The 24,712-nt window shown below is 72.5% G+C and carries 20 protein-coding genes; 7 read left to right on the top strand and 13 right to left on the bottom strand.

Annotation, left to right across the window (positions count from 1 at the left end):
• Positions 1–78 precede the first annotated feature (78 nt).
• Positions 79–5,106, top strand: a complete 5,028-nt coding sequence (locus DDP54_RS04035) for an ExeM/NucH family extracellular endonuclease (protein ID WP_109132345.1) — start codon at positions 79–81, stop codon at positions 5,104–5,106.
• A 171-nt stretch (positions 5,107–5,277) separates the two neighbouring features.
• Positions 5,278–6,090: an exodeoxyribonuclease III gene (locus DDP54_RS04030; RefSeq protein WP_109130649.1), complete on the top strand. Its 813-nt coding sequence runs from the start codon at positions 5,278–5,280 to the stop codon at positions 6,088–6,090.
• A gap of 59 nt (positions 6,091–6,149) precedes the next feature.
• On the opposite strand, the gene DDP54_RS04025 is transcribed toward DDP54_RS04030, so the two are convergent.
• The 9 genes from DDP54_RS04025 to DDP54_RS03985 all read right to left on the bottom strand — a co-directional run bounded on the left by DDP54_RS04025 (position 6,150) and on the right by DDP54_RS03985 (position 15,768).
• Positions 6,150–7,358: an ABC transporter permease gene (locus tag DDP54_RS04025; protein WP_109130648.1), complete on the bottom strand. Its 1,209-nt coding sequence runs from the start codon at positions 7,356–7,358 to the stop codon at positions 6,150–6,152.
• Positions 7,355–8,119 carry an ABC transporter ATP-binding protein gene (locus DDP54_RS04020; RefSeq protein ID WP_109132344.1) on the bottom strand — a complete coding sequence of 255 codons (765 nt, stop codon included), beginning with the start codon at positions 8,117–8,119 and terminating at the stop codon, positions 7,355–7,357. The genes DDP54_RS04025 and DDP54_RS04020 overlap by 4 nt, the downstream gene beginning before the upstream one ends.
• Entirely contained in the window at positions 8,116–9,159 is a 1,044-nt protein-coding gene (locus tag DDP54_RS04015; protein WP_109130647.1) for a biotin/lipoyl-binding protein, read from the bottom strand. The genes DDP54_RS04020 and DDP54_RS04015 overlap by 4 nt, the downstream gene beginning before the upstream one ends.
• 105 nt (positions 9,160–9,264) lie before the next feature.
• Positions 9,265–10,533, bottom strand: coding sequence for a galactokinase (gene galK / locus DDP54_RS04010; protein ID WP_109130646.1), 1,269 nt, complete (start codon positions 10,531–10,533; stop codon positions 9,265–9,267).
• Entirely contained in the window at positions 10,530–11,738 is a 1,209-nt protein-coding gene (galT, locus tag DDP54_RS04005; RefSeq protein ID WP_109130645.1) for a galactose-1-phosphate uridylyltransferase, read from the bottom strand. The genes galK and galT overlap by 4 nt, the downstream gene beginning before the upstream one ends.
• Positions 11,738–12,580, bottom strand: coding sequence for a DeoR/GlpR family DNA-binding transcription regulator (locus DDP54_RS04000; protein WP_109130644.1), 843 nt, complete (start codon positions 12,578–12,580; stop codon positions 11,738–11,740). Before DDP54_RS04000 ends, galT begins: the two co-directional genes overlap by 1 nt.
• Before the next feature lie 117 nt (positions 12,581–12,697).
• Complete coding sequence (locus tag DDP54_RS03995; RefSeq protein ID WP_109132343.1) at positions 12,698–13,864, bottom strand: P-loop NTPase; 1,167 nt, start codon at positions 13,862–13,864, stop codon at positions 12,698–12,700.
• Positions 13,865–13,919: 55 nt separating this feature from the next.
• The gene (locus tag DDP54_RS03990; RefSeq protein ID WP_109130643.1) at positions 13,920–14,459 is read right to left on the bottom strand and encodes a DUF1003 domain-containing protein; all 540 of its coding nucleotides are present in this window, start codon (positions 14,457–14,459) and stop codon (positions 13,920–13,922) included.
• A complete protein-coding gene (locus DDP54_RS03985) occupies positions 14,452–15,768 on the bottom strand; it encodes a CBS domain-containing protein (protein WP_109130642.1) in 1,317 nt (438 codons plus the stop codon). The genes DDP54_RS03990 and DDP54_RS03985 overlap by 8 nt, the downstream gene beginning before the upstream one ends.
• 109 nt (positions 15,769–15,877) lie before the next feature.
• Here DDP54_RS03985 and DDP54_RS03980 point away from each other — a divergent pair, with 109 nt between their 5' ends.
• A complete protein-coding gene (locus DDP54_RS03980) occupies positions 15,878–16,543 on the top strand; it encodes a general stress protein (RefSeq protein ID WP_242448211.1) in 666 nt (221 codons plus the stop codon).
• A gap of 3 nt (positions 16,544–16,546) precedes the next feature.
• Here the strand turns inward: DDP54_RS03980 and DDP54_RS03970 are convergent, their stop codons facing one another.
• Positions 16,547–18,088: an aminopeptidase P family protein gene (locus tag DDP54_RS03970; protein WP_109132342.1), complete on the bottom strand. Its 1,542-nt coding sequence runs from the start codon at positions 18,086–18,088 to the stop codon at positions 16,547–16,549.
• Positions 18,089–18,196: 108 nt separating this feature from the next.
• On the opposite strand from DDP54_RS03970, the gene DDP54_RS03965 reads away from it, so the two are divergent.
• Together DDP54_RS03965 and DDP54_RS03960 are read left to right on the top strand one after the other, a co-directional pair.
• The gene (locus DDP54_RS03965; RefSeq protein WP_109130641.1) at positions 18,197–19,039 is read left to right on the top strand and encodes a PHP domain-containing protein; all 843 of its coding nucleotides are present in this window, start codon (positions 18,197–18,199) and stop codon (positions 19,037–19,039) included.
• Positions 19,036–19,656 (top strand): MarC family protein, encoded by a 621-nt coding sequence (locus DDP54_RS03960; protein WP_109130640.1) that lies wholly within the window; start codon positions 19,036–19,038, stop codon positions 19,654–19,656. Before DDP54_RS03965 ends, DDP54_RS03960 begins: the two co-directional genes overlap by 4 nt.
• A gap of 170 nt (positions 19,657–19,826) precedes the next feature.
• On the opposite strand, the gene DDP54_RS03955 is transcribed toward DDP54_RS03960, so the two are convergent.
• On the bottom strand, positions 19,827–21,560 hold the full coding sequence (locus DDP54_RS03955; RefSeq protein WP_109130639.1) for a DEAD/DEAH box helicase: 1,734 nt from the start codon (positions 21,558–21,560) through the stop codon (positions 19,827–19,829).
• Positions 21,561–21,764: 204 nt separating this feature from the next.
• Here DDP54_RS03955 and DDP54_RS03950 point away from each other — a divergent pair, with 204 nt between their 5' ends.
• Positions 21,765–22,472, top strand: coding sequence for a ferritin-like fold-containing protein (locus DDP54_RS03950; RefSeq protein ID WP_109130638.1), 708 nt, complete (start codon positions 21,765–21,767; stop codon positions 22,470–22,472).
• Between the two features lie 147 nt (positions 22,473–22,619).
• Here the strand turns inward: DDP54_RS03950 and DDP54_RS03945 are convergent, their stop codons facing one another.
• Together DDP54_RS03945 and DDP54_RS03940 are read right to left on the bottom strand one after the other, a co-directional pair.
• The gene (locus DDP54_RS03945) at positions 22,620–22,844 is read right to left on the bottom strand and encodes a DUF3107 domain-containing protein (protein WP_109130637.1); all 225 of its coding nucleotides are present in this window, start codon (positions 22,842–22,844) and stop codon (positions 22,620–22,622) included.
• A gap of 124 nt (positions 22,845–22,968) precedes the next feature.
• Positions 22,969–23,592, bottom strand: a complete 624-nt coding sequence (locus DDP54_RS03940) for a TetR/AcrR family transcriptional regulator (RefSeq protein WP_242448210.1) — start codon at positions 23,590–23,592, stop codon at positions 22,969–22,971.
• A gap of 86 nt (positions 23,593–23,678) precedes the next feature.
• Here DDP54_RS03940 and DDP54_RS03935 point away from each other — a divergent pair, with 86 nt between their 5' ends.
• The gene (locus tag DDP54_RS03935; protein ID WP_109130635.1) at positions 23,679–24,704 is read left to right on the top strand and encodes a DUF3152 domain-containing protein; all 1,026 of its coding nucleotides are present in this window, start codon (positions 23,679–23,681) and stop codon (positions 24,702–24,704) included.
• Positions 24,705–24,712: the final 8 nt, after the last annotated feature.

Below are 24,712 nucleotides of genomic sequence, written 5' to 3'. Positions count from 1 at the left end.
TGCCTGCACACCGTCCATACCCGGACCGTGCGCTCGGACACGCCGCGGGCTCTGCCCGCGCTCGGAGGGGATCACCGCATGCTCCTGAACCACCCATGGCTGCGACGGTCGACCGTCGCGGTCGCGGCAGCTGCCGCGCTCGCCGTCCCCGGGATCACGCCCGGCTTCGCCGCCGTCTCACCGACCTCCACGGTCGTCATCAACGAGATCTACGGCGGTGGCGGCAACTCCGGGTCAGTGCTGACCCATGACTTCATCGAGCTCTACAACGGCGCCGACACCGCGCTCGACGTGTCGACGTGGTCGCTGCAGTACGCGTCGGCCGCCGGGACCAGCTGGAGCGGGCTCATCCCGCTCGTCGGCTCGATCCCTGCGCACAGCACCTACCTCGTCCAGGCCGCCTCGCAGACGGGCACCTCGACGGTCTCGAACCTCCCGACCCCCGACCTGAGCAACGCAGTCGTCAACCTGGCCGCGGCGAACGGCAACGTCGCCCTCGTCTCGTCGACCACGAAGCTGAGCTGCATCACGACCGCCTGCGCGAGTGACACCGCCGTCGTCGACCTCGTCGGCTTCGGGACCGGAGCCGCGTTCGCCGGCACGGCCGCGGCCCCCGCGCCGAGCGCGACCACCTCGATCTCCCGCACCGGCTACGTGAACTCGGCGGACAACGCGGCCGACTTCCGTGCCGGAGCCCCGACCCCGACCGCCGCGACGACGGGCGAGCCGACGCCGACCCCGACGCCGACCCCGACGCCCACGACGCCCGCGGCCGTCGTGCCGATCACCGAGATCCAGGGCACGGGCGCGACGAGCCCGCTCGTCGGGCAGACCGTCACCACGGCCGGCGTCGTGACCGCGACCTACCCGACGGGTGGCATCGCAGGCTTCGTCATCCAGACGCCCGGCACGGGCGGCACGATCGATGCCACGCACACCGCCTCCGACGCGATCTTCGTGTACCAGCAGGCAGGCGTGACCGCGCAGATCGGCCAGTACGTGCTCGTCACCGGCGCGGTGAGCGAGTTCAGCGGGCTCACCGAGCTGACGGCGACCACCGTCGAGGTCAGCGCTGAGACGGTCGCCCCGGTGACCCCCGCGGTCGCCGCGTGGCCCGCGACGGACGCCGCCCGTGAGCCCCTCGAGTCGATGCTGTTCGCCCCTACGGGTGCCTACACCGTGACGAACACCTACTCGACGAACCAGTACGGCGAGGTCGGCCTCGCGTTCGGCACGACGCCGCTGCTCCAGCCGACAGAGGTCGGCCGGCCCGGCTCGGCCGAGGCCACGGCTGCCACGAACGACAACGCCGCGCGCAAGGTCGTGCTCGACGACGGCGCCACGACGAACTTCCTCAACTCGGCCAACTCGGGCCTGACGCCCCCGTACGTCTCGCTGACGAACCCCGTCCGCGTCGGCGCGCAGGTGCAGTTCACCCAGCCGCTGATCGTCGACTACCGCAACTCCGCCTGGAAGCTCAACCCCACGACGCGGGTCACGGACGCCACGCCGCTCGCGGAGCGCACGCAGTTCAAGAACACCCGCACCGACGCCCCCGACACGGCTGCCCTCGCGGGCGCCGACCTGCGGGTCTCGTCGTTCAACGTGCTCAACTACTTCACGACGCTCGGTGTGGCCGTCGCCGGTTGCACCTCGTACAACGACCGTGCCGGCAACCCGATCACCGTCAACACCTGCCCGGGCACCGGCCCGCGCGGCGCCTGGGACGCGGCGAACCTCGCGCGTCAGCAGGCCAAGATCGTCGCCGCGATCAACTCGCTCGACGCCGACGTCGTCGGCCTCATGGAGATCGAGAACTCGGTGGCGCTCGGCGACCCGGTCGACACCGCGGTGAGCACGCTCGTCGGCGCGCTCAACGCGGCCGACCCGGCCGCGCACTGGGCGTTCGTGCCCTCCTCGACGGAGCTCCCGGCCGTCAACCTCCAGGACGCGATCACCAACGCGCTCATCTACCGCACGACGGCCGTCACGCGGCTCGGCGACTCCCACGCGCTGGGAACCGCGAGCGCCGACGGTCAGGCGTTCGCGAACGCGCGTGAGCCGATCGGCCAAGCCTTCACCCCGGCCGGAGGCGGCGAGCCGTTCTTCGTCGCCGTCAACCACCTCAAGTCGAAGGGCTCGGGTGGTCCCCTGCCGGGCGACGTGGACTCCGGCGACGGCCAGGGCGCGTCCAACGCGTCCCGCGTCGCGCAGGCCACCGCGCTCGCGGCGTGGGTCCCGACCGTGCTGGCGTCGTACACGACGACCCCGGTGACGGCAGCCGCGCTGCTCGGCGACTTCAACTCCTACACCCAGGAGGACCCGCTGCAGGTGCTGTACTCGGCGGGCTACACCGACGCCACCTCGCACTTCGCGACGGGGGAGTACTCGTACAGCTTCTCGGGGCTGTCGGGCTCGCTGGACCACGTGCTCGTGAACGACGCGATGATGGCGCGCTCGACGGGCTCGACCATCTGGTCGATCAACTCCCCGGAGTCGATCGCCCTCGAGTACAGCCGGTACAACTACCACGGCACGCTGTTCTACGCGTCTGACCCGTTCGCGTCCTCGGACCACGACCCGGTCATCCTCGGCCTCAAGGCCAACCTCGCACCCCCGACGACCGACGTGACCCTGCTGAACATCAACGACTTCCACGGCCGGATCGACGCCAACACCGTCAACTTCGCCGGGACGATCGAGCAGGAGCGCGCGGCCAAGGGTGAGGGCAACACGGTCCTGCTCTCGGCGGGCGACAACATCGGCGCCACCCTGTTCGCGTCGTCGGTCGCCAAGGACCAGCCCACGATCGACGTGCTCAACGCACTCGGTCTGAAGGCGTCGGCGGTCGGCAACCACGAGCTCGACGGCGGTTTCGCCGACCTCACGGACCGGGTCATCGCGGGCGGGACGAACGCGACCTGGGCCTACCTCGGGGCGAACGTCTACCTCAAGGGCACCACGACCCCCGCGCTGCCCGAGTACAAGGTCCTCGACGTGGCAGGCAAGCGCCTGGCCGTCATCGGGGCCGTCACCCAGGAGGCCCCGGCGCTCGTGACACCCACGGGCATCTCGGGGCTCGACTTCGGTGACCCGGTCGACGCCGTCAACCGCGTCGTCGCTCAGCTGAGCGACGGCAACGAGGCCAACGGCGAGGCCGACGTGTTCGTGGCCGAGTACCACGAGGGTGCCGGTGCCGGCACTCCCGACGGGGCGACGCTCGAGCAGGAGATAGCCGCCGGCGGCGCGTTCGCAAAGATCGTCACGCAGACCGATGCCAAGGTCGACGCGATCTTCACGGGCCACACCCACAAGGTGTACGCGTGGGACGCACCGGTCCCCGGATCGACGACCGCCACCCGGCCGATCCTGCAGACGGGCTCCTACGGGGCGTTCGTCGGTGAGATCACACTGACGATCGACAACGCCACGGACGACGTCATCGCATACAAGGCGACGAACGTGGCCCGCACGACGACGCCGGCCGCCACGCTGGTCGCGACGTACCCGCGGGCCGCAGCCGTCAAGACGATCGTCGACGCGGCGATCGCCAGCGCAGCGGTCGAGGGCAACAAGGTCGTGGGCTCGCTCACGGCCGACATCACGACGGCCTACATCGGCACCTCGCGCGACGACCGCGCGTCGGAGTCGACCTTGGGCAACCTCGTTGCGAACTCGCTGCGCGCCTCGCTCAGCGACCCGCTGCGCGGCGGCGCCCAGATCGGCGTCGTCAACCCGGGCGGCCTGCGGAGCGACCTGTTCGCGAAGCAGTCGTCCTACAGCCCCGCCGGTCCGGCGCTGGACGGCCAGATCACGTACGCCCAGGCGAACGCGGTCCTGCCGTTCCTCAACAACCTGTGGACGGTCTCGCTCACGGGAGCGCAGTTCAAGACGATGCTCGAGCAGCAGTGGCAGACCAACCCCGACGGCACCGTGCCGTCGCGGCCCTACCTGCAGCTCGGCCTGTCGGACAACGTGTCGTACACCTACGACGCGTCGCTCGCCGCAGGCAGCCGCATCACCTCGGTGACGATCAACGGGGCAGCGCTCGACCCGACGGCGTCCTACCGGGTCGGCACGTTCAACTTCCTCGCGACGGGCGGCGACAACTTCCGGATCTTCACGTCGGCGACCGACGTGCGTGACTCGGGCCTCGTGGACCGGGACGCGTGGATCGCCTACCTGACGGCCAACCAGCCGGTGTCGCCGAGCTTCGCCCGGCACGCCGTGCAGGTCACCGGCCTGCCGAGCGCAGCGACGCAGGACGACACCCTCGCGTTCGGGGTCGCCAAGCTGGACCTGACGTCGCTCGGCAGCCCCGCCAACACGACGCTCACGGCCTCCTGGGTCGGGAGCGCCGCAGCGCCGGTGCAGGTGCCGGTGACGGCAGGTGCCGCCCAGGTGTCCGTCGTCGTCCCCCGGGACGTCGTCGGGGCAGCGACGCTGCGCCTGGTCGCCGCCCCCTCGGGCACGACGGTCACGATCCCCGTGACCGTGGCCCCCGGAGTCCCGATCCCGCCGAAGGCACCCGGGCGGGCCGTCCTGACCAGCGACAACGGCTGGCCCCGCGGTCTGCACGACGGTGACTACACGATCTCGGCGGATCTGCGCCGGGGTCAGAACGGCACGACGTTCACGCTCTACGAGAACGGCGTGCTGATCCACACCGAGTCCCTCGTGGACGGCACGCCGAACGCGCAGCACGTCGAGGTGCACCTGACGGGCCGGGTCAACGGCACGTACGTGTACACCGGCGAGCTGTCGAACCTCAAGGGCACGACGGCGACCACCTCGGTCACGGTGAAGGTCACCGATGCCAGCCCCGGCAAGCCGCACCTGTTCTCCGACAACTGGGACGGCAACGGCACGTACACGGTGACCGCCGTGAAGTGGTGGGGAACTCCCGCCACGACGTACCGGCTCTACGAGGACGGCGTCCTGATCGACACCCAGGCGATGTCCGCGAGCGCGGGCCTCGGCCCGCAGTCGGCCTCGACGACGGTCACGGGTCGGTCGGTGGGCAAGCACACGTACCGCGCCGAGCTCGCGAACGCCGCGGGCACGACGAGCAGCTCCGTGCTGACGGTCCGGGTGCACAGGCCCTGACGCGCGGAAGGTGACCGCCCGGGTGCCGGCGCTCCTCGGAGCATCGGCACCCGGGCGGTGCCGTGTCCGGACGACGGTCGCCCGCCGGGAGGCAGCGCCCAGGGCGCACGTCGACGGGCGAGCGGCGGACGGTCGTGACGTGGTGTGGGTCCCGTGGGGTTGGATAGGCCCGTGCTGACGATCGCGACCGCCAACGTGAACGGGATCAGGGCCGCGTTCAAGCGCGGCATGGGTCCGTGGATCCAGACCCGCACGCCGGACGTGCTCCTGCTCCAGGAGGTGCGGGCGCCGGACGAGATCCTCAGCGACTTCTTCCCGACGAGCGAGTGGGACCTCGCCCACCAGGAGAGCGAGTTCAAGGGGCGGGCGGGGGTGGCGATCGCCTCGCGCCTACCGATGAGCGCGGTCCGCATCGGCCTCGGCTCCGACGTCCCGGGGGAGACCGGCCGCTGGGTCGAGGCGGACCTCGAGCTCCCCGCGCGCGACGCCGCGCCGGCGCGCACACTCACGGTCGTCTCGACCTACATCCACTCGGGCACCGTCGGCACGCCGTCGATGGAGGAGAAGTACGCGTTCCTCGACCGGGTCACGGCCCGGCTCGGCGAGCTCGCGGAAGGTGGCGGGCTCGTGGTCGTCGCGGGCGACCTCAACATCGCGCACCGCAACGTCGACATCAAGAACTGGAAGGGCAACCTCAAGGCTGCCGGGTTCCTCCCCGAGGAGCGCGCCTACCTCGACCGGTGGTTCGACGACCTCGGGTGGCACGACCTCGGTCGCGAGCTCGGCGGAGAGGGCCCCGGGCCGTACACGTGGTGGTCGTGGCGCGGCAAGGCGTTCGACACGGACTCCGGCTGGCGCATCGACTACCAGCTGGTGACGCCGGACCTTGCCGACGCGGCGGTGGCGGTCGACGTCGACCGGGCGCCGTCCTACGACACGCGGTGGAGCGACCACGCCCCGCTCGTGGCGACCTACGACCTGTAGCCCTGCCAGCTCGGCGCGCCCGCACGCAGCGCCGCGACGGTCGGGGTGGTGACCCCGGGTCAGTAGCGGATCGCGTCGATGACCTTGACGCGGACGGCCACGATCGCGGGGATCAGACCGGCCAGCGCGCCGACCGTCGTCGCGCAGACCATGCCCGTGACGGCCGCTGCGACGGGGAACGGCGGGACGTCCTCGATGCTTCCGCCGAACACTTTCTCGATGGGGATGTTCTTGATCACCGCGACGGCGATCACGACGCCCACCACACCGGCGACCACCGTCGCCACCACGGACTCCATGAGGACCCCGAAGAAGACGCGGCCCGACGTCGCCCCGAAGCTGCGGCGGATGCCGATCTCCCGGATCCGGAACCGCACGGTGACGAGCGCGATGTTGACGAGACCGAGCCCGCCCAGCAGCAGCGAGAACCCGCCGATGCCCAGGACGACCCACCGGGTCGCGCCGTCGAGCACGTTCTGGCCGGTGTACGGCTCTGGCACCTCGACCTGCGTGCCGGGGAGCGCTCCGGCGAGGTCACGCTTGAGCAGGGGACGCAGCTCCGCGGCGAGGTCCGGCGGCACCCACACCTTGAAGGTCGGCGTCTGGTTGGCCATGTCGGCTCCGAGCAGCCCCCACCGGGTCACGTGGTCGTAGAGCAGGTACGCCGACGGCGGAGCATCGCTCCACTCGTCGTGGTAGGCGCCGATCACCTCGGTGCGCACCGGGGTGTCGGTCCCGAGCAGGACCGTCGGGTGCGATGACAGGTCGGTCACGCCGAGCGCGGCGAGGAACGCCTCGTTGACGACGGCGACCGGTGCGAACCGCTGGGTGTCCGCGTCGGTGAACCAGCGGCCCTGGGTCGTCCGGAAGCGCGTGATGACCCCGAAGTCGGGGTCGACGACCTGCGCGTTCACGATGGCCGTGCCGGTGGGGAACCGGAACCGCATCGGTCCGCCCACATGTCGGGTCGCATACGTGATGTCGTACCGCTCGACGATCCGGTCGAACTCGGTGGCGTACTGCTCGGCGGTCGGCGGCGTCGTCCCCCCGGCGCCCGTCGGCCACGCGTACAGGTCGATCGTCACGGACCGGCCGCTCTGGCGGTCGGCGGACTCCTTGAACGCCTGGTTCATCATCTGCACCACGGCGGTGACGCCGGTGATCGCGGTGACGGCGACCGCGACCCCGATGAGCGCGAGCAGGACGCGCAGCTTGTGGATCCGCAGCTCGTCCCAGGCCTCGACGATCGTGCCGACGATGCCGCTCACGAGAGCGTCGTGACGGCGTCGTCGGGCCGGTCGGTCGGGACGTCGCCGACCCACTCGGTGATCCGGCCGGGTGCGTTGAGGGTGATGGGCACGAGCACGCCCTCCGCGAGCCGGTAGTGCCGCTGGGCACGCGCGGCGACGGCGAGGTCGTGCGTGATGGCGATCAGCGCTGCGCCGGTCTGCGACGCGATCTCGTCGAGCAGGCTCATGATCTCCCCGCCCGTGTCGACGTCGAGCGCACCTGTCGGCTCGTCGGCGAGGATCACGCGCGGGCTGCGCACGAGCGCGCGGGCGATCGCGACACGCTGCTGCTCGCCGCCCGAGAGCTTGTCGGGCATCTCGTCGAGACGGTCGCCGAGCCCGACGCGGTCGAGCATGTCGGCGGCGAGGCGGAACCTGCGCCAGAACGCGCTCCCGCGCGCGTACATCAGCGGGGCGGCGACGTTCTCGAGCGCGGTGCGGCCCGGGAGCAGGTTGAACTGCTGGAAGACGAAGCCGAAGGCGTCCCCGCGTCGTCGGGCCCGGCGGCGGCCCGACAGCCGGGTGACGGCCGTCCCCTCGAGGAGGTAGTCGCCCGAGGTCGGCTCGTCGAGCAGCCCGAGGATGTTCAGCAGCGTGGACTTGCCTGTGCCCGAGCGGCCGACCACGGAGATGTGCTCGCCGGCGTCGACCGACAGCGTGATGCCGCGCAGGATGTGCAGGACCCGGTCGTCGGGCAGCCGGACGGACCGCGTGACGTCGGTCAGCTCGAGGAGGCTCATCCGGCGCACTTCACCGGGTCGAACGATGCCGGGTCGTTGCAGTCGGGCACGCCGCCCTCCCCGACGGGGATGAACTGCAGGATCTCGTCGCCCAGCGCGAGGCCCTCGACGATCTGGACCGTCTCGCCGTCGGTGAGGCCGAGCGTCACGGCCTTGGACACGGACGTGCCGTCCGGCTGCACCACCCACACGTTCCCGTTCTGCACCGACCCCTGGACCGAGGTGACCGGGACGACGACGGCGTTCTCGGCGGTGCCGTTCGTGATGGCCATGTCGGCGCCCAGCCCCGGGAACGCGATGACGCCTGCGGGGATCGCGCACGTGACCACGCCGGACGCAGGCTGGGCCGTGCTCGTGCCGGTGTCCGCGACCTGGGTCGAGTCGGTGGTCCCGGTGGTCGGGGCGGCGGCGCCGATACGCAGGTTTGTGCACGTGAACGGCGCCGGTCCGCCCTTGAGCGACACCTTGGCGTCGGCCGGTGCGCCGAGCAGCCGGTACTGCTGGTCGGGCGTCAGGGTCCCGGACACCGACATCGTCCCGGGGGACACCGTCGCGACGACGTCCCCCACCGAGACGACCTGGTCCTTGAGCGTCGGGAGCGTGAGGGTGCCCGCATGCGGGGCCTTGATCGTCGCCGTCGTGATCTTCGGCTTGTTCTCGGTGACGGTCTGGACGCCCGTCTCGGCGTTCGTCGTGACCGTCGGGTCCACCGGGGTCTCGAGGGTGATCACGAGGATCGCCGTGCCGGCGTCGACCTGCTGGCCGTCCTTCGCGAGCAGCTTCGTCACCGTGCCGGCGAGCGTCGCACGCACGGAGGTCCCGGCGTCGGCAACGACGGCGGCCTTGACCGTCACCGTGTTGGTGATCGTGCCCGCCGAGGCTGCCACGTGCGGCTCGACGATCTCGGCCGTCGGGCGCAGCGGGTCGGCGGCCGGGGTGATGTCTGCGCCGGTGAACGCCATCTTGACGAGCGCCACGGCGATGACCGCCCACAGGAGGATGCGCACGGTCGGGAAGATGTACCTGCGTGTGATGCCCACAGCGCTGCCCCTCGAGTGGTCATGGACGGGGGCGACACCCGTCGCCCCCGCACGCGCAACCTATCGACGTATCGGCGCCCGGAAAATCCCCCCGTGGTATGACTCCTACCCCGCGGGCGCCGACGGCGGGGAGAGCAGGAACGTCGGAGCAGTGAGCCCCGCGGAGTCGAAGGCCGCTGCGATCGCGGCCGCGACCGGTTCGACCGCGTCGGCCTCGACGAGGGCGATCGCCGATCCGCCGAAGCCGCCGCCCGTCATCCGGGCCCCGAGCGCGCCGGCCGACCGGGCGGTCGCCACCGCGAGGTCGAGCTCGCGGCACGAGACCTCGTAGTCGTCCCGCAGCGAGGCGTGCGACGCGTCCATGAGCGGACCGACCTCGTGGACCTTCCCGGCGTCGAGCAGCGCGACGAACTCCTCGACCCGCGCGATCTCGGTGACCACGTGGCGCACGCGGCGGACCGCGATGTCGGCCTCAGCAGCCCCGTCGGCCGCGAGCGTCGCGAGAGCGGCGGCGAGACCGTCGGTCCCGTGGATCTCGCGCAGGGTCCCGAGACCGAGCCGTGCCGCCGCTGTCTCGCACGTGGTGCGTCGGGCCGCGTACTGGCCGTCGACCAGCGCGTGCTCGGCGCGGGTGTCGATGACGAGGAGCGCGAGACCGTCGGCCGCCAGGTCGAACGGCACCTGGCGGACCGAGCCGTCGAGGCAGTCGAGGAGCAGTGCGTGGCCCGCCCGCGCCCGGAGGGACGCCGACTGGTCCATGCCGCCCGTCGGGGCGCCCGCGACCTCGTTCTCGGCGCGCACGCACGCCGCGGCGAGCAGCGCCCGGCCCGCGTCGTCCGGGTCGTCGGCCGGGCCGGCCAACCCGAGGTGGGCGGTCGCGTCGAGCGCCACGGCGACCGAGGCCTCGAGCGCCGCGGACGACGACAGGCCAGCTCCGTACGGCACGCACGAGTCCACGACGGCGTCGAAGCCGCCGATCGCCGAGGCGTCGGACCCGGTCGGGAGCGCACCGGGCTGCCGGAGCGCCCAGGCCACCCCGAGCACGTACGCGGTCCAGCCGTCGACGGTCCCTGGGCCGACGTCGGCCAGGTGCATCTCGACCAGCCCTGCGCCCGGCTCCTGCGCCGATGCCAGGCGGACGACGTCGCTGCCCGCTGGCGCCGGCCGGAGCGCGACGTAGGTGCGGTGCGGCAGGGCGATCGGCAGGCAGAGCCCGCCGTTGTAGTCGGTGTGCTCACCGATGAGGTTGACCCGGCCCGGCGCCGACCAGACGGTCGGGGCGACGCCGTCGGTACCGAAGCGCGCAGCGAACGCCGCGAGCGCGCGGGCGGCACCCTCGTCACCGGTCCAGGCGGGGATCCACCGGGCGCTCATCGGCCGAGCTCCTGCAGCCGCGCCGCGACCCGCTCGGGCGTGGTGTCGCTGATCCACGCGGCCATCCCGGACTCGACGCCCGCGAGGTACTTGAGCTTGCCGGGGGCGCGCAGCACCGAGAACACCTGGAGGTGCAGGCGGCCGAGCTCGCGGCCCTCGCCGGTCACCGCCTGGTGCCACCCGGCGATGTACGGCAGGGGGATCGGTGTGCCGTCGGGCTCGACGAAGAACCGGTCGAGCCGGCGCAGCAGCTCGAGGTAGGTCACCGCGAGGTCGTCGCGTTCGGCGTCGGTGAGCGACGGGAGGTCCGGGACGTCGCGGTGCGGCGCGAGGTGGACCTCGACGGGCCAGCGGGCCGCGGCCGGCACGTAGGCGGTCCAGTGCTCCGTCTCGAGGATCACGCGGGTGCCGGCGCGGCGCTCCGCCGCGACGACGTCGGCCAGCAGGTTCCCGCCGGTGCGCTCGCGGTAGGCGGCGGCCTCTCGGAGCATCGCCTGCGTACGGGGGGTCAGGTACGGGAACGCGTAGATCTGCCCGTGCGGGTGCGGCAGCGTGACCCCGATCTCCTTGCCGCGGTTCTCGAAGCAGAAGACCTGCTCGATCCCCGGCAGCGCGGACAGCTCCGTGGTGCGGTCCGCCCAGGCCTCGATGATCGTCCGGACGCGCGCCGAGGTGAGGTCCGCGAACGAGCTCGTGTGGTCCGAGCTGAAGCACACGACCTCGCAGCGGCCCGCCGCGGGCAGCGCCGGCCACAGCGGATCGTCGTCGACGCGCCAGCCGTCGTCGAGCGTGACGCCGGGGATGCGCATGAGGGCGGGGAACCGGTTCTCGAAGACGGCGACGTCGTAGTCGGTGTCGGGCACCTCGCCGTCCGAGTACTCGGCGTCGGGGCGTGCCGGGCACAGCGGGCACGAGTCGGCGGCCGGCAGGAACGTGCGGTTCATGCGGTGCGACGCCATGGGGATCCAGTCGCCCGTCAGCGGGTCGCGCCGCATCTCCGGGCCCTGCACCGGGGCTGCCGCGCCGCCGGCGTCGCCCGACGTCGCCGCCTCGAACCGGTCGCCGAGCGGGCGCGGGTCGTCGAGCCGCCGCGTCGCACCGCCGGAGACGTACGGCTCGGAGTCGTCGAAGTAGATGAGCTCGCGGCCGTCGGCCAGGTGGGTCGCGGTGCGGCGGACCCGGGCGAGGCGGGCGGGATCGGTCATCAGAGGTCCTCGGGGCTGGGCGGGGTGGATGCGGTGGGCATGGCGGGGGTGGTGGCGAGCAGAAGCTGTCCGACGGTGTCCTCGAGGACCGTGCGGGCGTCCATGGGGAGCCCGTCGTCGCTGAGGAGGAGGTCGATCTCGTCGAGCGAGGCGATCCGGGCCAGCCCGACGACACCCCACTTGGTGTGGTCGGCGAGCACGGTGAGCCGGGCTGCGCTCGCGACCAGGGCCTGGTCGGTCGCGGCCTCGAGCAGGTTCGGGGTCGTCGCGCCGTGCCGGTCGAGACCGTGCACCCCGAGGAACACGCGGTCGACGCGCAGCCGCTCGATCGCGGCGTCCGCGACCGGCCCGACGAGCGCGTCCGACGGCGTCCGGACCCCGCCCGTGAGGATGACCTCGAGCGCGGAGTGGCCGGACGAGTCGGCCGCGTGATGCAGGGCGTCGGCCACGGGGAGAGAGTTCGTCACGACCGTCAGCGGTCGCAGCGTGAGGTCGGCGGCGATGAGCTCGGCCAGCAGGTGGGTCGTCGTGCCGGCCGAGAGGGCGATCGCCTGCCCGGGCTCGATCGTCGCGAGCGCCTCGCGGGCGATAGCCGCCTTCTCGGCCGCGGCCCAGGTGCGCTTGGTCTCGAAGCCGGGCTCGTGCGTCGAGCGGGCCGGGGGCTCGGGCGTCACCGCACCGCCGTGGACGCGTCGGACGAGCCCGGCGCGCGCGAGCTCGGCGATGTCGCGCCGGACCGTCATGTCGGAGACGTCCAGCTCGTCGACGAGGTCCGTGACGCGCACGGCGCCGAGCGCACGGATCTGGGCCAGGATCCGGTCCTGGCGCTGCGGCGCGAGCATGTGGACAGTATTCACCACAGTCGAACAGGAACCAACAGGCGCGTCGCGGGGGCGTCGACCCGTGCGAGACCGATCAGCTGAGGCGCCTCAGCGGGCGGCGTCTCCTCGGGCGATCGCTCAGTGCGCGACGGGGGAGAGCCCGAGCGACCGACCGGCCAGACCGCGCGACCGGGCCGCGAGCGTCCGCGCGACCGAGCGGAGCACGACGGCGCTCGGGGAGTCGGGGTCCGCGAGCACGATCGGCATGCCCTCGTCGCCCGCCTCACGCAGCGCCATGTCCAGCGGGACCTGGCCGAGCAGCGGGACGGGTGCCCCCATGGCGCGCGACAGGTTCTCCGCGACGACGGCACCCCCGCCCGAGCCGAACAGCTCGAGGCGCGACCCGTCGGGCTGCACGAGCCACGACATGTTCTCCAGCACGCCGACGACGTGCTGACGCGTCTGCAGCGCGACCGACCCGGCCCGCTCGGCGACCTCGGCCGCCGCGACCTGCGGGGTCGTCACGACGAGGAGCTCGGAGGAGGGGAGCAGCTGCGCGACCGAGATCGCGATGTCGCCCGTTCCGGGGGGAAGGTCCAGCAGGAGCACGTCGAGGTCGCCCCAGAACACGTCCGCCAGGAACTGCTGCAGCGCGCGGTGCAGCATCGGGCCGCGCCACACGACGGGCTGCCCGGCCGGCACGAACATGCCGATCGACACGACCTTGACGTCGTAGGCGATCGGCGGCAGGAGCATGTCGTCGACCTTCGTCGGCGGACGCGTCACGCCGAGCATGCGGGGGATCGAGAAGCCGTAGATGTCGGCGTCGACGATCCCCACCCGCAGCCCGTCGGCTGCCATGGCGCACGCGAGGTTGGCCGTCACCGACGACTTGCCCACGCCGCCCTTGCCGGACGCGATCGCGTACACCTTCGTCAGCGAGGTCGGCAAGGAGAACGGGATGACGGGCTCGGGGGAGCCGCCGCGCAGCATCGTGCGCAGCTCGGTGCGCTGCTCGGGGGACATCACGCCCATCGCGACCCGCACGTCGGTGACGCCCTCGACCGTGCGGGCGGCCGCCGTGATGTCCTTCGTGAGGGTGTCCTTGAGCGGGCAGCCCTGCGTCGTCAGGTCGAGGCCGACCGTGACGAGCGGGCCGCCGTCGACGGCGCCGCCGGGGGTCACCTCGACCGAACGGACCATCCCGAGGTCGGTGATCGGGCGACGGATCTCCGGGTCGATGACGCCGACGAGGGTGGCGCGGACGGCGTCGGCGAGCTGGGCGGGGTCGGTAAGGGCGGACATGGGGACCATCGTAGGTCGAGCCGTCAGCCTGTCGGTGGGCCGTTCGCCCCCGCGGTCACGCCGACGGCGACCCGGGCCTCGTCTCGGTGCCGGAGGCCCGGTCGGTGTCGCCGCCGTTGGCCCGCTCAGCGGCCAGCTCCTCGAGGAGGTCGCGGAGCTCGCCGCGGACGAAGTCGCGCGTCGCGACCTCGGACAACGCGATGCGCAGCGCGGCGATCTCGCGGGCGAGGAACTCGGTGTCGGCGAGGTTGCGCTCGGCGCCCTGCCGGTCCTGCTCGGCCGCGACCCGGTCGCGGTCCACCTGGCGGTTCTGCGCGAGCAGGATGAGCGGTGCGGAGTACGACGCCTGGAGCGAGAGCATGAGCGTGAGCAGGGTGAAGCCGTAGAGCTTCGAGTCGAACCGCAGGGCGATCGGGCCGACGGAGTTCCAGCCGAGCCACACCACGACGAACACCGTCATGTAGGCGAGGAACCGCGGCGTCCCCATGAACCGCGCGATGCCCTCCGCGATCTTGCCGAACGCGTCCTGGTCGACCTGGACCTTCGGCAGCAGGGTCCGCCGGTTCTCCTTCGGGGTGTCGAGACGCTCAGCCACGAGTGCCTCCGGTTCGTCCGTCGTCGGGGGTCGGTCCCTGTGTCGCAGCCGCGGCCGGCGGCTCGTCGTCGAGCCCGCGCCAGTCCTCGGGCAGCAGATGGTCGAGCACGTCGTCGACGCTGACCGCGCCGAGCAGCCGCTTCTCGCCGTCCACGACCGGGACGGCGAGCAGGTTGTAGGTCGCGAGCAGGCGCGTGACCTGCAGGAGCGGGGCCTCGGCCGTCACTGCGTCGATGTCGGAGTCCATGATCGCGCCGATGGACTCGTGCGGCGCCTCGCGAAGCATGCGCTGGAGGTGGACGACGCCGAGGAACCGCCCGGTCGGGGTCTCGAGCGGCTGGCGGGCGACGAAGACCATCGACGCGAGCGCCGGTGCGAGGTCCTGCCGGCGCACGTGCGCGAGCGCCGTGGCGATCGAGGTCTCGGGGCCGAGGATGACCGGCTCGGTCGTCATGAGCCCGCCCGCGGTGTTGTCCTCGTAGGCGAGGAGGCGTCGGACGTCGCGCGCCTCCTCGGGCTCCATGAGTCCGAGGAGCTCGGCGGCCTGCTCGTCCGTGAGCTCGCCGAGGAGGTCGGCGGCGTCGTCGGGCTGCATCGCCTCGAGCACGTCGGCGGCGCGGCCCCGCTCGAGTCCCGAGAGGATCGCGACCTGGTCGTCCTCGGGGAGCTCCTCGAGGATGTCCGCGAGTCGCTCGTTGTCCAGCGCGCTCGCGACCTGGAGCCGGCGCGTCGTGGACATGTCGTGCAGGACGTCGGCGAGGTCGGCGGGCTTGAGGTCCTCGTACGACGCGAGCAGGAGTGCGGCGCCCTGCGCGTGGCCGCCGTGGGCGAGCCCCGTGACGTCGGACGTGGGCACGACGAGGGTCTCGCCGCGCCGCCGGAGCAGCCCACCCTTGCCGGCGACGTGCCGGCGCACGAACAGCTGGGTGGCGAACCAGTCGCCGTTGCGCTGCTGCTCGATCGCGATGTCCTCGATCGAGGCGCTGCCGGAGCCGTCCACGAACTGCACGGTCCGGTCGAGCAGCTCGCCGATCGCGAGGGTCTCCGAACCGCGCTGCTCGAAGCGCCGCATGTTGACCAGGCCGGTCGAGATGACCTGCCCGACGTCGATGCTGGTCACTCGCGTGAGGGGAAGGAACACCCGGCGCCGGCCGGGCACCTCGACCACGAGCCCGACCGCGCGCGGCACGGAGTTGTCGCGGATGAGCATGACGACGTCACGCGTCCGCCCGACCTGGTCCCCGATCGGATCGAAGACGGCGGTTCCGGCGAGGCGCGCAACAAAGACTCGTGTTCCGGCGCTGCTCACGGGCGCAAGCCTAACGGCCAGGTCCGCCGCAGGAGCTCTCGGGCGGGACGCGGTCACCGCGCGTCGTACCGGGTGGCGCACGTCGGAGCCGGTGGGGGAGGATTGGGGCATGTCGTTCACCCGCGCCACCCGTGTCCCGACCGCACCCACGCTCCCGCAGGGTGAGGCCGTCGCGTCCTACGGCACCTACCTCGAGGCCCAGCGCGCGGTCGACCACCTCGCCGACAAGCAGTTCCCCGTCCAGCACGTGACGATCGTCGGGACCGACCTGCGCATGGTCGAGCGGGTGACCGGGCGGCTGTCCTACCCGCGCGTCGCGCTCGCGGGGTTCGCGTCCGGCGCCTGGTTCGGGCTGTTCGTGGGGCTGCTGCTGTCGATGTTCGGCTCGGGCGACTCGTCGCTCATGTTCGCCGCGATCCTCATCGGTGGCGCGTTCGGCCTGCTGTTCTCCGTGATCACGTACTCGTTCACGGGCGGGAAGCGCGACTTCACGTCGACCAGCCAGATCGTCGCGACGACCTATGCGCTGCTGTGCGGAGCCGAGCACGCGAACAAGGCGCGGAACCTGCTGCAGGAGATCGGCGGCGTGCAGTCCGGCTGGCCCGCGCGGCCGGCCGGCCCGTCGACCCCGCCGTCGGACCCGCGCGTGGCCTATCCCGAGCCCGCCGCACCGCACCAGCCGCCTGCCGGCTCGCCCACCGTGCCGCCGGTCGGACCGCCCACCGTTCCCCCGACGGCGCCGCCCACCGTGCCGCCGACGCCCGGCGCGCTCTGAGGGTCAGCGCGGCGGCAGCAGGCGCGCCATCCACGCCTCGACCTCGTCGGGCCGACGCGGCAGGGCGGCGGACAGGTTCTCGTTGCCGTCGGCCGTGACCAGGACGTCGTCCTCGATGCGCACCCCGATGCCGCGGTACTCGGCCGGCACCAGCAGGTCGTCGCTCTTGAAGTACAGCCCCGGCTCGATCGTGAACACCATGCCCGGTTCGATCACCGCGTCGAGGTAGAGCTCGCGGCGCGCCTGCGCGCAGTCGTGCACGTCGAGCCCGAGGTGGTGGCTCGTGCCGTGCACCATCCAGCGGCGGTGCTGCTGACCCTCGGGGCTCAGCGACTCCTCGGCCGACACGGGCAGCAGCCCCCACTCGGCGAGGCGGTCCGCGATGACCTCCATCGCGGCGGCGTGCACGTCCCGGAACACCGAGCCCGGCTTGGCCACCGCGAACGCGGCGTCGGCCGCGTCGAGGACCGCCTGGTAGACGCGACGCTGGACCTCGGTGAACGTCCCGTCGACGGGAAGGGTGCGGGTCACGTCGGCGGTGTAGAGCGAGTCGACCTCGGCGCCCGCGTCGATGAGGACGAGCTCGCCGGGCCGGACCTGGCCGTCGTTGTCCGTCCAGTGCAGCGTCGTGGCGTGCTCCCCGGCGGCCGCGATGGTCTCGTAGCCGACCGCGTTGCCCTCCTGGCGGGCGTGCCCGATGAAGGTGGCCTCGATGACGCGTTCCCCGCGGCGGTGCGCGACGGCCTCGGGCAACCGGCGCACGATCTTCTCGAACCCCTCGATCGTGACCGCGACGGCCGTGCGCATCTGCTCGACCTCGTGGGCGTCCTTGATGAGCCGGAGCTCGGACAGGGCCTCCGCGAGGACGTCGTCGCGCATGCCGGCATCCTCGGCCGCGCGGATCTCCTCGACGACGGCCTCGACCGTCTCGTCGACGCCGGGGACCACGACGACACCGATGCCGCCCGGACCGGCGTCCTTCGCGAGCGCGTCACTCAGGTCGTCGAGGTGCGCGGTGCGGATGCCCGTGAGGCGTTCGAGGTCCTCGAGCGTGGGACGCGCGCCGACCCAGAACTCGCCGTAGCGGGAGTCGGAGAAGAACTCCTCGGTGTCCCGCCCGGCCAGCGGGCGCATGTACAGGACGGCCTCGTGGGCGCCGTCGCTGCCGTCGCTGCCGTCGTCACCGGTCGCGGGGTCGAGGACGAGCACCGCATCCGGCTCCTGCTCGGAGCCGAGGCCCGTCAGGTGGGCGAACGCGGAGTGCGGACGGAACCGGTAGTCGGTGTCGTTCGAGCGCGTCTTGTACGTGCCGGCCGGGATGACGAGCCGCTCACCGGGGAACTGGGCCGAGAGCCGCGCACGGCGGTCGGCGGTCTGCGCGACGGCGGGCCCGGGGGAGCCCTCCGTGTCGGGGCGAGGTCCCCAGCCGGACGTGATGAAGCTCCTGAACGCCGCGGAGCTCGGTCGCTGCGAGCGGTTGTCGTTCCGGCTCGACAGGTCCTGGTTGTCGCCCTGGGTGGTCTCCGGTGTCACGTCCGTCGTCATGACCCCCATCTTCCCACCGGCTCGGGGGTCACCTGCCCCGCCCCCGGCGTCAGCCCTGCGGCCGCTGGGGTGCAGTCTCGACAGGTGGACGGGACCTAGGGTGGGTCAGTGCGCATCGACCTCCACACCCACTCGTCCGCGTCGGACGGGACCGAGAGTCCGGCCGAGGTGATGGCCGCAGCCGCACGCGCGGGTCTCGACGTCGTCGCGCTCACCGACCACGACACGACGTCGGGGTGGGACGAGGCGGCCGCCGCGGCCGTCGAGGTCGGCGTCGCGCTGGTCCGCGGCACCGAGGTGTCGGCCCGGCTGCACGGGGTGAGCATCCACCTGCTCGCCTACCTGCAGGACCCGACGCACCCCGACCTCATGGTCGAGCTCGAGCGGACCCGCGCGGCGCGGCTGTGTCGAGGCCGGGCGATGGTCGACCTGCTCGCCGCGGACTACCCCCTGACCTGGGACGACGTGCTCGCCCAGACGGCCCCGAACACCGTCGTCGGCCGGCCACATATCGCTGATGCGCTGGTCGCGGCAGGCCTTCTGCCGGACCGGAGCTCGGCGTTCGCCGGCGTGCTGTCCAGCCACGCGAAGTATTACGTCCCGTACTACGCGCCGTCGGGCATCGACGCGGTACGGGCGGTGCGTGCCGCGGGTGGCGTCCCGGTGTTCGCCCACCCGGGTGCCGAGGTCCGCGGCCGGATCGTGCCCGACGCGGCGTTCGAGGAGCTCGCCGACGCGGGGCTCGCCGGGATCGAGATCGACCACCGCGACCACACGCCCGCCCAGCGCACCCGGCTGCACGCCATCGCCGCGCGGCTCGGACTGCTCGTCACCGGGTCCAGCGACTACCACGGCGCCGGCAAGGAGAACCTGCTCGGGGAGAACCTGACCGCACCGGACGTCCTCGCGGCGATCGAGGAGCAGGGCGCGCTCGAGGTCGTGCGCGCATGAGCGGCGTCGACCTGCGGCTGCTCACCGAGGTCTTCATCACGCTGTTCGTGATCATGGACCCGCCCGGCACCGTGCCGATCTTCCTCGCGCTGACCGCCGCGATGACCCGCCGCCAGCGCATCCGCGCGTCCCGGCAGGCCATCGCTGTGGCCTTCGGAGTCATCGTCGCGTTCGCGACGTTCGGCCAGCAGCTGCTCAGCTACATGCACATCTCGCTCCCGGCCCTGCAGGCCTCGGGCGGGCTGCTCCTGCTGCTCGTCGCCATGGAGCTGCTGACCGGCAAGATGGAGGAGCCGCAGCCGTCCGGCAACGAGGGCGTCAACGTCGCCATGGTGCCGCTGGGCACACCCCTGCTCGCCGGACCCGGTGCGATCGTCGCCACGATGGTCTTCGTGCAGCGCTCCGACGGGTCGATGGGCAACTGGGTCGCCATCGGGCTCGGCGTCCTCGGCGTGCACATCTGCCTGTACCTGGCGATGCGGTTCGCCGGCGTGTTCCATCGCGTGCTCGGCGACTCCGGCACCACGCTGGTCACGCGGATCGCCGGTCTGCTGCTCGCCGCGATCGCCGTACAGCTCGTCGCCGATGCGGTGCGCGCCTTCATCGTGTCCGGCTGATCGTGTCCCGCTGACCGGTCCGGTTCACGTCGGCTGACTCGCACCGGCTGACGCGCACCGGCTGACGCGCACCGGCTGATGAACGACGGGCCGGTCGCCTGGGTCCATGAACCTCGGCGACCGGCCCGTCGGCCGATCTGCGTGCGCGAGCCCTCGACGGGCTCGGTGACCTACTCGGCGGACGCCGCCGACGTCGTGGTCGAGTCGCCCCCGCGCGTGCGGCGACGGTTGCGTGAACGGCGCGGACGGTCGTTCGACCCGGCCGTGTCCGGCCCGTTCGCGCCGGACGGCGCCTCCGGTGCGCGGGTGGCCCCGGCGGCCGGAGCGGCGTCGGCGTTGCGGGACGACGCGCCGTCGGTGGCAGACCGTGCACCGCGCGTACGGCCGCCATCACGGGAACCGCCGTCACGCGAACCGCCGTCACGGGAACCGCCGGAACGCTGGCCGCCGTCGCGCGAACCGCCGTCACGCGGGCCACGACCACGTCCGCCGTCGGTGTGGTGGTCGGACGAGCCGTGCCCGCCGCCCGTGGCGTGCCGCTTGCCCGTCTCGCCGAGGTCCTCGAGCACCTCGGCGTCGAGTCCGGCGCGCACCTGCTGCGCCTTCGGCAGGCGTCCCTTGGTGCCGACCGGGATGTTGAGCTCGGCGTACAGGTGCGGCGAGCTCGAGTACGTCTCGACGGGCTCCGGGATGCCGAGGTCGAGCGCCTTGTTGATCAGGCCCCAGCGCGGCATGTCGTCCCAGTCGACGAACGTCACCGCGGTGCCCTTGTGCCCCGCGCGACCGGTGCGGCCGGTGCGGTGCAGGTAGATCTTCTCGTCCTCGGTGCACTGGTAGTTGATGACGTGCGTGACGTCGTCGACGTCGATCCCGCGCGCCGCGACGTCGGTCGCCACGAGGACGTCGACCTTGCCGTTGCGGAACGCGCGCAGCGCCTGCTCACGGGCGCCCTGGCCGAGGTCACCGTGGATCGCGCCGGCCGCGAACCCGCGCTCGATCAGGTCGTCGGCCACCTTGGCGGCCGTGCGCTTGGTGCGGGCGAAGACGATCGTCAGGCCGCGACCCTCGGACTGCAGGATGCGCGCGAGGACCTCGACCTTGTCCATCGCGTGCGCGCGGTAGACGACCTGCTTGATGTTCTTGACGGTCTGGCCGCCGTCGTCGGGGTCGTTCGCCCGGATGTGCGTCGGCTGGGTCATGTAGCGGCGCGCCATCGCGACGACGGCACCCGGCATGGTCGCCGAGAACAGCATCGTGGTCCGCGCCGCGGGGGTCCGCGACAGCAGCTTCTCGACGTCGGGGAGGAACCCGAGGTCGAGCATCTCGTCGGCCTCGTCGAGCACGACGCAGCGTGCGTACGACAGGTCGAGGATGCCCTGGTTCTGCAGGTCGATCATGCGCCCGGGCGTCCCGACGACGACCTCGACGCCCTTGTTCAGCGCGTTGACCTGCGGCTCGTACGCACGGCCGCCGTAGAGCTGCACGATGCGCACCGACCGGTTGGTCGACGCGGTCGCGAGGTCGGTCGCGACCTGGACGGCGAGCTCGCGCGTCGGGACGACGACGAGGGCCTGCGGCTTGCCGGGCTGCGGCAGGTCGTCGAAGCCCTCCTCGCCGGGCGCGACCACGCGGTGCAGCAGCGGGACACCGAACCCGAGGGTCTTGCCGGTCCCGGTCTTGGCCTGGCCGATGATGTCGTGGCCCGCGAGCGCGACGGGCAGCGTCATCGCCTGGATCGGGAACGGGTGCGTGATGCCGGCGGCGGCGAGCGCCGCGACGATCTCGGGGCGGATGTCGAAGTCCGCGAAGGACGGGTTGGTGGCCTGCACGCTTGCTGCGGTGTCGGCGTCCGTGGCCTGCGAGCTGTCCGTCGCAGGGTCGAGGGTGGTGTCGGTCGTGGTCACAGAGGACTCTTCACTCGAGTGGTGACGAGCCGCGCGCTTCCTGCGGCACGTGGGCCGGGTCGGGAGCGGGCATCGTCACGCGGTTGGCCGGCAGCCGATCGTGAATGTCATTCGCGCGGTGCGCGAGGCGGTCGAGACGACCGGGCAACCGATGTACGGGCCCATCCTACCGGACGGTCCTCCGCGCGGCGGTAAGATCATCCGATGACCCAGACGGCGCAGTCAGGCACGTCCGGCACGTCCGGCTCTCCCGGGACGAGCGGCACGACCGCCGACGCGATCGAGCTGCTCGGGCTGGTCGCCCAGCTCCAGCTCGAGGCCTTCGCCCGCAGCGCCGAGGACTCGGCCGCCGCCCCGACCCTCGACGAGCGCCTCGCGCTGAGCAGGTTCGCCGCCGCCGCCGTCGAGCGCCGCGACCGTGTGATCGACCGGATCGTCGAGCTCGGTGGGGACCCGCTGGCCGCGATGGGCTGCTTCGACCACGTCCTCGACGACTTCGACCTGCGGACCTCACCGAGCACGTGGTGGGAGCGGCTGCTCACGTCGTACGTCGGCTACGGGGTCGCTGACGACTTCTGCCGGATCGCGGCCGCACGCCTCGACGAGACGTCTCGCGCGCTCGTCCTCGACGTGCTCGACGACCACAGCCACGCCGACCTCGCCGTCGCCGAGATCGCCGAGGCCGGCGCGGGCGACGACGTCCTGGTCGCACGTCTTGCCCTCTGGGGCCGACGACTCGGTGGCGAGGCGCTCGGTGTCGTCCAGGCGCTGCTCGGGTCACGTCCCGCGCTGCTGCGGATCGCCGCGGGCACCGACGTCTACGTCGAGGCGGGGGAGGCGTCGGGCAAGCTGTTCGGTGCGCTCACCGCCGAGCACACGCGTCGCATGGGGCGCCTGGGACTGACGGCCTGACGGCCCTGCTCGAGCTCTGCCGGCGCATCGTCGCAGTGCGCACGCTCATGGCGCGCGCACGGTGGTTGCGCGCACGCTGACTGCGCGCACGGCGACTGCGCGACCGCAGACCTGTACGGCCAGCGGCGCGCGTGCGCCGCAGACGCGTCAGATCGTGCCGAAGCCGACCCGTCCCTTGGTCTCTCCGCCGATCTCGACGTAGCCGATCGACGCCGTCGGGACGATGATGTGACGCCCGCGCGTGTCGACGAGCTCGAGCGCAGGCTTGCCGCCGAGGGCCGCGGCGACAGCCTCGGCGACCTGGTCGGGGGTCTGGTCGGACTCGACCACAAGCTCGCGGACCAGGTTCTGCACGCCGATGGTGATCTCCACTGAAACCGTCTCCTCAGAAGTTCTGGCCGGTGCGTCGCGGCGACGCCGGAACGTCCGATGGAGGACCACCCGATGCCTGCCCAGACCGACGCCGAGCCGGTCGGACCGGCTGGCCGGGTCAATCCTAGGCCGATCCCTCGTACTCGAAGTCCGGGCGCACGAGCCCCGCGATGCCCCGCCAGGCCAGGCGGGCCACGAGCTCAGAGGTGATGTCGGGCGTCGGGCCGCCCGAGGACCGGAACCGGTGCGTCGCCGCGGCCTGCGCCATCGCGGTCAGGGCGACGGCGAGCATGCTCGCGCTCTCGGGCGGGAGTCCCGTGACGTCGACCAGCACGGTGCCGATGCGGCGGGCGGCCTCGGTCGACGCGTGCTCGACCCGGGCACGGACGCCGACATCCTTCGTCACGTCGGACTCGAAGAGGAGCGCCGCGGACTCGCCCGCGCCTTCGACGAAGTCGACGTAGGCCCGCACGATCGCCGCCACGACGACGCGGCCCTCGCCCGGCTGGACCGGACCGGCCTCGAGGGGCTCGACAGCGGCGTCGATCGCTGCGAGCAGCTCGATGGCGCGCTGGTCCACGACCGCTCCGTACAGGTCGAGCTTCGACGGGAAGTGACGGTACAGCACGGGCTTGCTGACGGCGGCGCGATCAGCGATGTCGTCCATCGAGACGTGGTGGTAGCCCTCGGTCGAGAACAGCTCCTGAGCGACGCTGAGCACCTGCGCGCGGCGGTCGTCGCGAGACATGCGGGGTCCCCTGCCCCGTCCCTCCCGATCGTCTGTCATCAGGTGATGGTAGCCACGGTGGGTGCCCAGGATGCGATCATGGCTCGATGACATCCCGCCACCGGTCGGCTGCGCCTGCGCGCCCCGGTCGGCGCGCGAGCCGTCGCCGTGGTGCGGGTGTGCGGGCGACGGTCGTGCTCGTCGGGCTGGGGGCGTTCGTCGCCGGCGCCGGCGCCGGCACATGGGCCTCGCCCGACACCGGCGCGGGGGCGGCAGTCGTCGGGGTGTGGGGCGCGATCACGGGCTCCTCGCGGTTCTCGGCCGACCCGGCCGGTGTCCTCGAGAACGACGTCGACGGGACCGACGTCGGCGGTGCGGCCGCAGGCGGCGACTGGTTCACGGACAGTGCGGGGACACCGAGCGCGTCGCGCTCGCTCGTCGGTGGTCGGGGAACCGTGGCCGACTGGGCCGACGGCACGAACGAGGTGATCGCCGCGCCGGTGACCAGCTCCGGTGTCGACCCCCAGCTCGGTGCCGCCGCACTGCCGGCACTCGTGGACGGGTTGCTGGTGACGGACGTGAGCGCGGGACTCCTCTCGCTCGCTGTGCCCAGGAGCGCATCGGGCGAGCTCGTCGTGGTGCCTGGCGCCCAGGCGGCTCCCGGACCGGGGGCGGTGCGGACCGTGCGCATCGAGGTCGAGCGCGGGCTGGCCGTCGACCCGGGCCTGTTCGCGCTCACCGTGATGACCACGCTCAACGACCCTCGCGGGTGGGGGGCAGACGGCTCCGTCACCTTCGCCCGTACCGACGGGGACGCCGATCTGAGCGTCGTCCTGGCCTCGCCGCGGCTCGTCGACCGGCTGTGCGCGCCGCTCGCGACGGCCGGCAAGGTCTCCTGCGGGACGAGCGGTCGCGCGGTGCTGAACGTGCTCCGGTGGATCGAAGGCGCGGCCGGCTGGGACGGCGACAAGGTCGCCTACCGGCAGTACCTCGTCAACCACGAGGTCGGCCACCTGCTCGGGCACCGGCACGAGTACTGCGGCGGGCCGGGCAAGCTCGCACCCCTCATGCAGCAGCAGTCGGGCAGCACCGGGGCGTGCACGCCGAACGCGTGGCCGTTCCCGTCCGCCTGACCGGCGAT

This window comes from Cellulomonas sp. WB94, from assembly GCF_003115775.1.
GTDB lineage: Bacteria > Actinomycetota > Actinomycetes > Actinomycetales > Cellulomonadaceae > Cellulomonas_A.
This window is presented reverse-complemented; position numbering and strand designations above follow the sequence as displayed.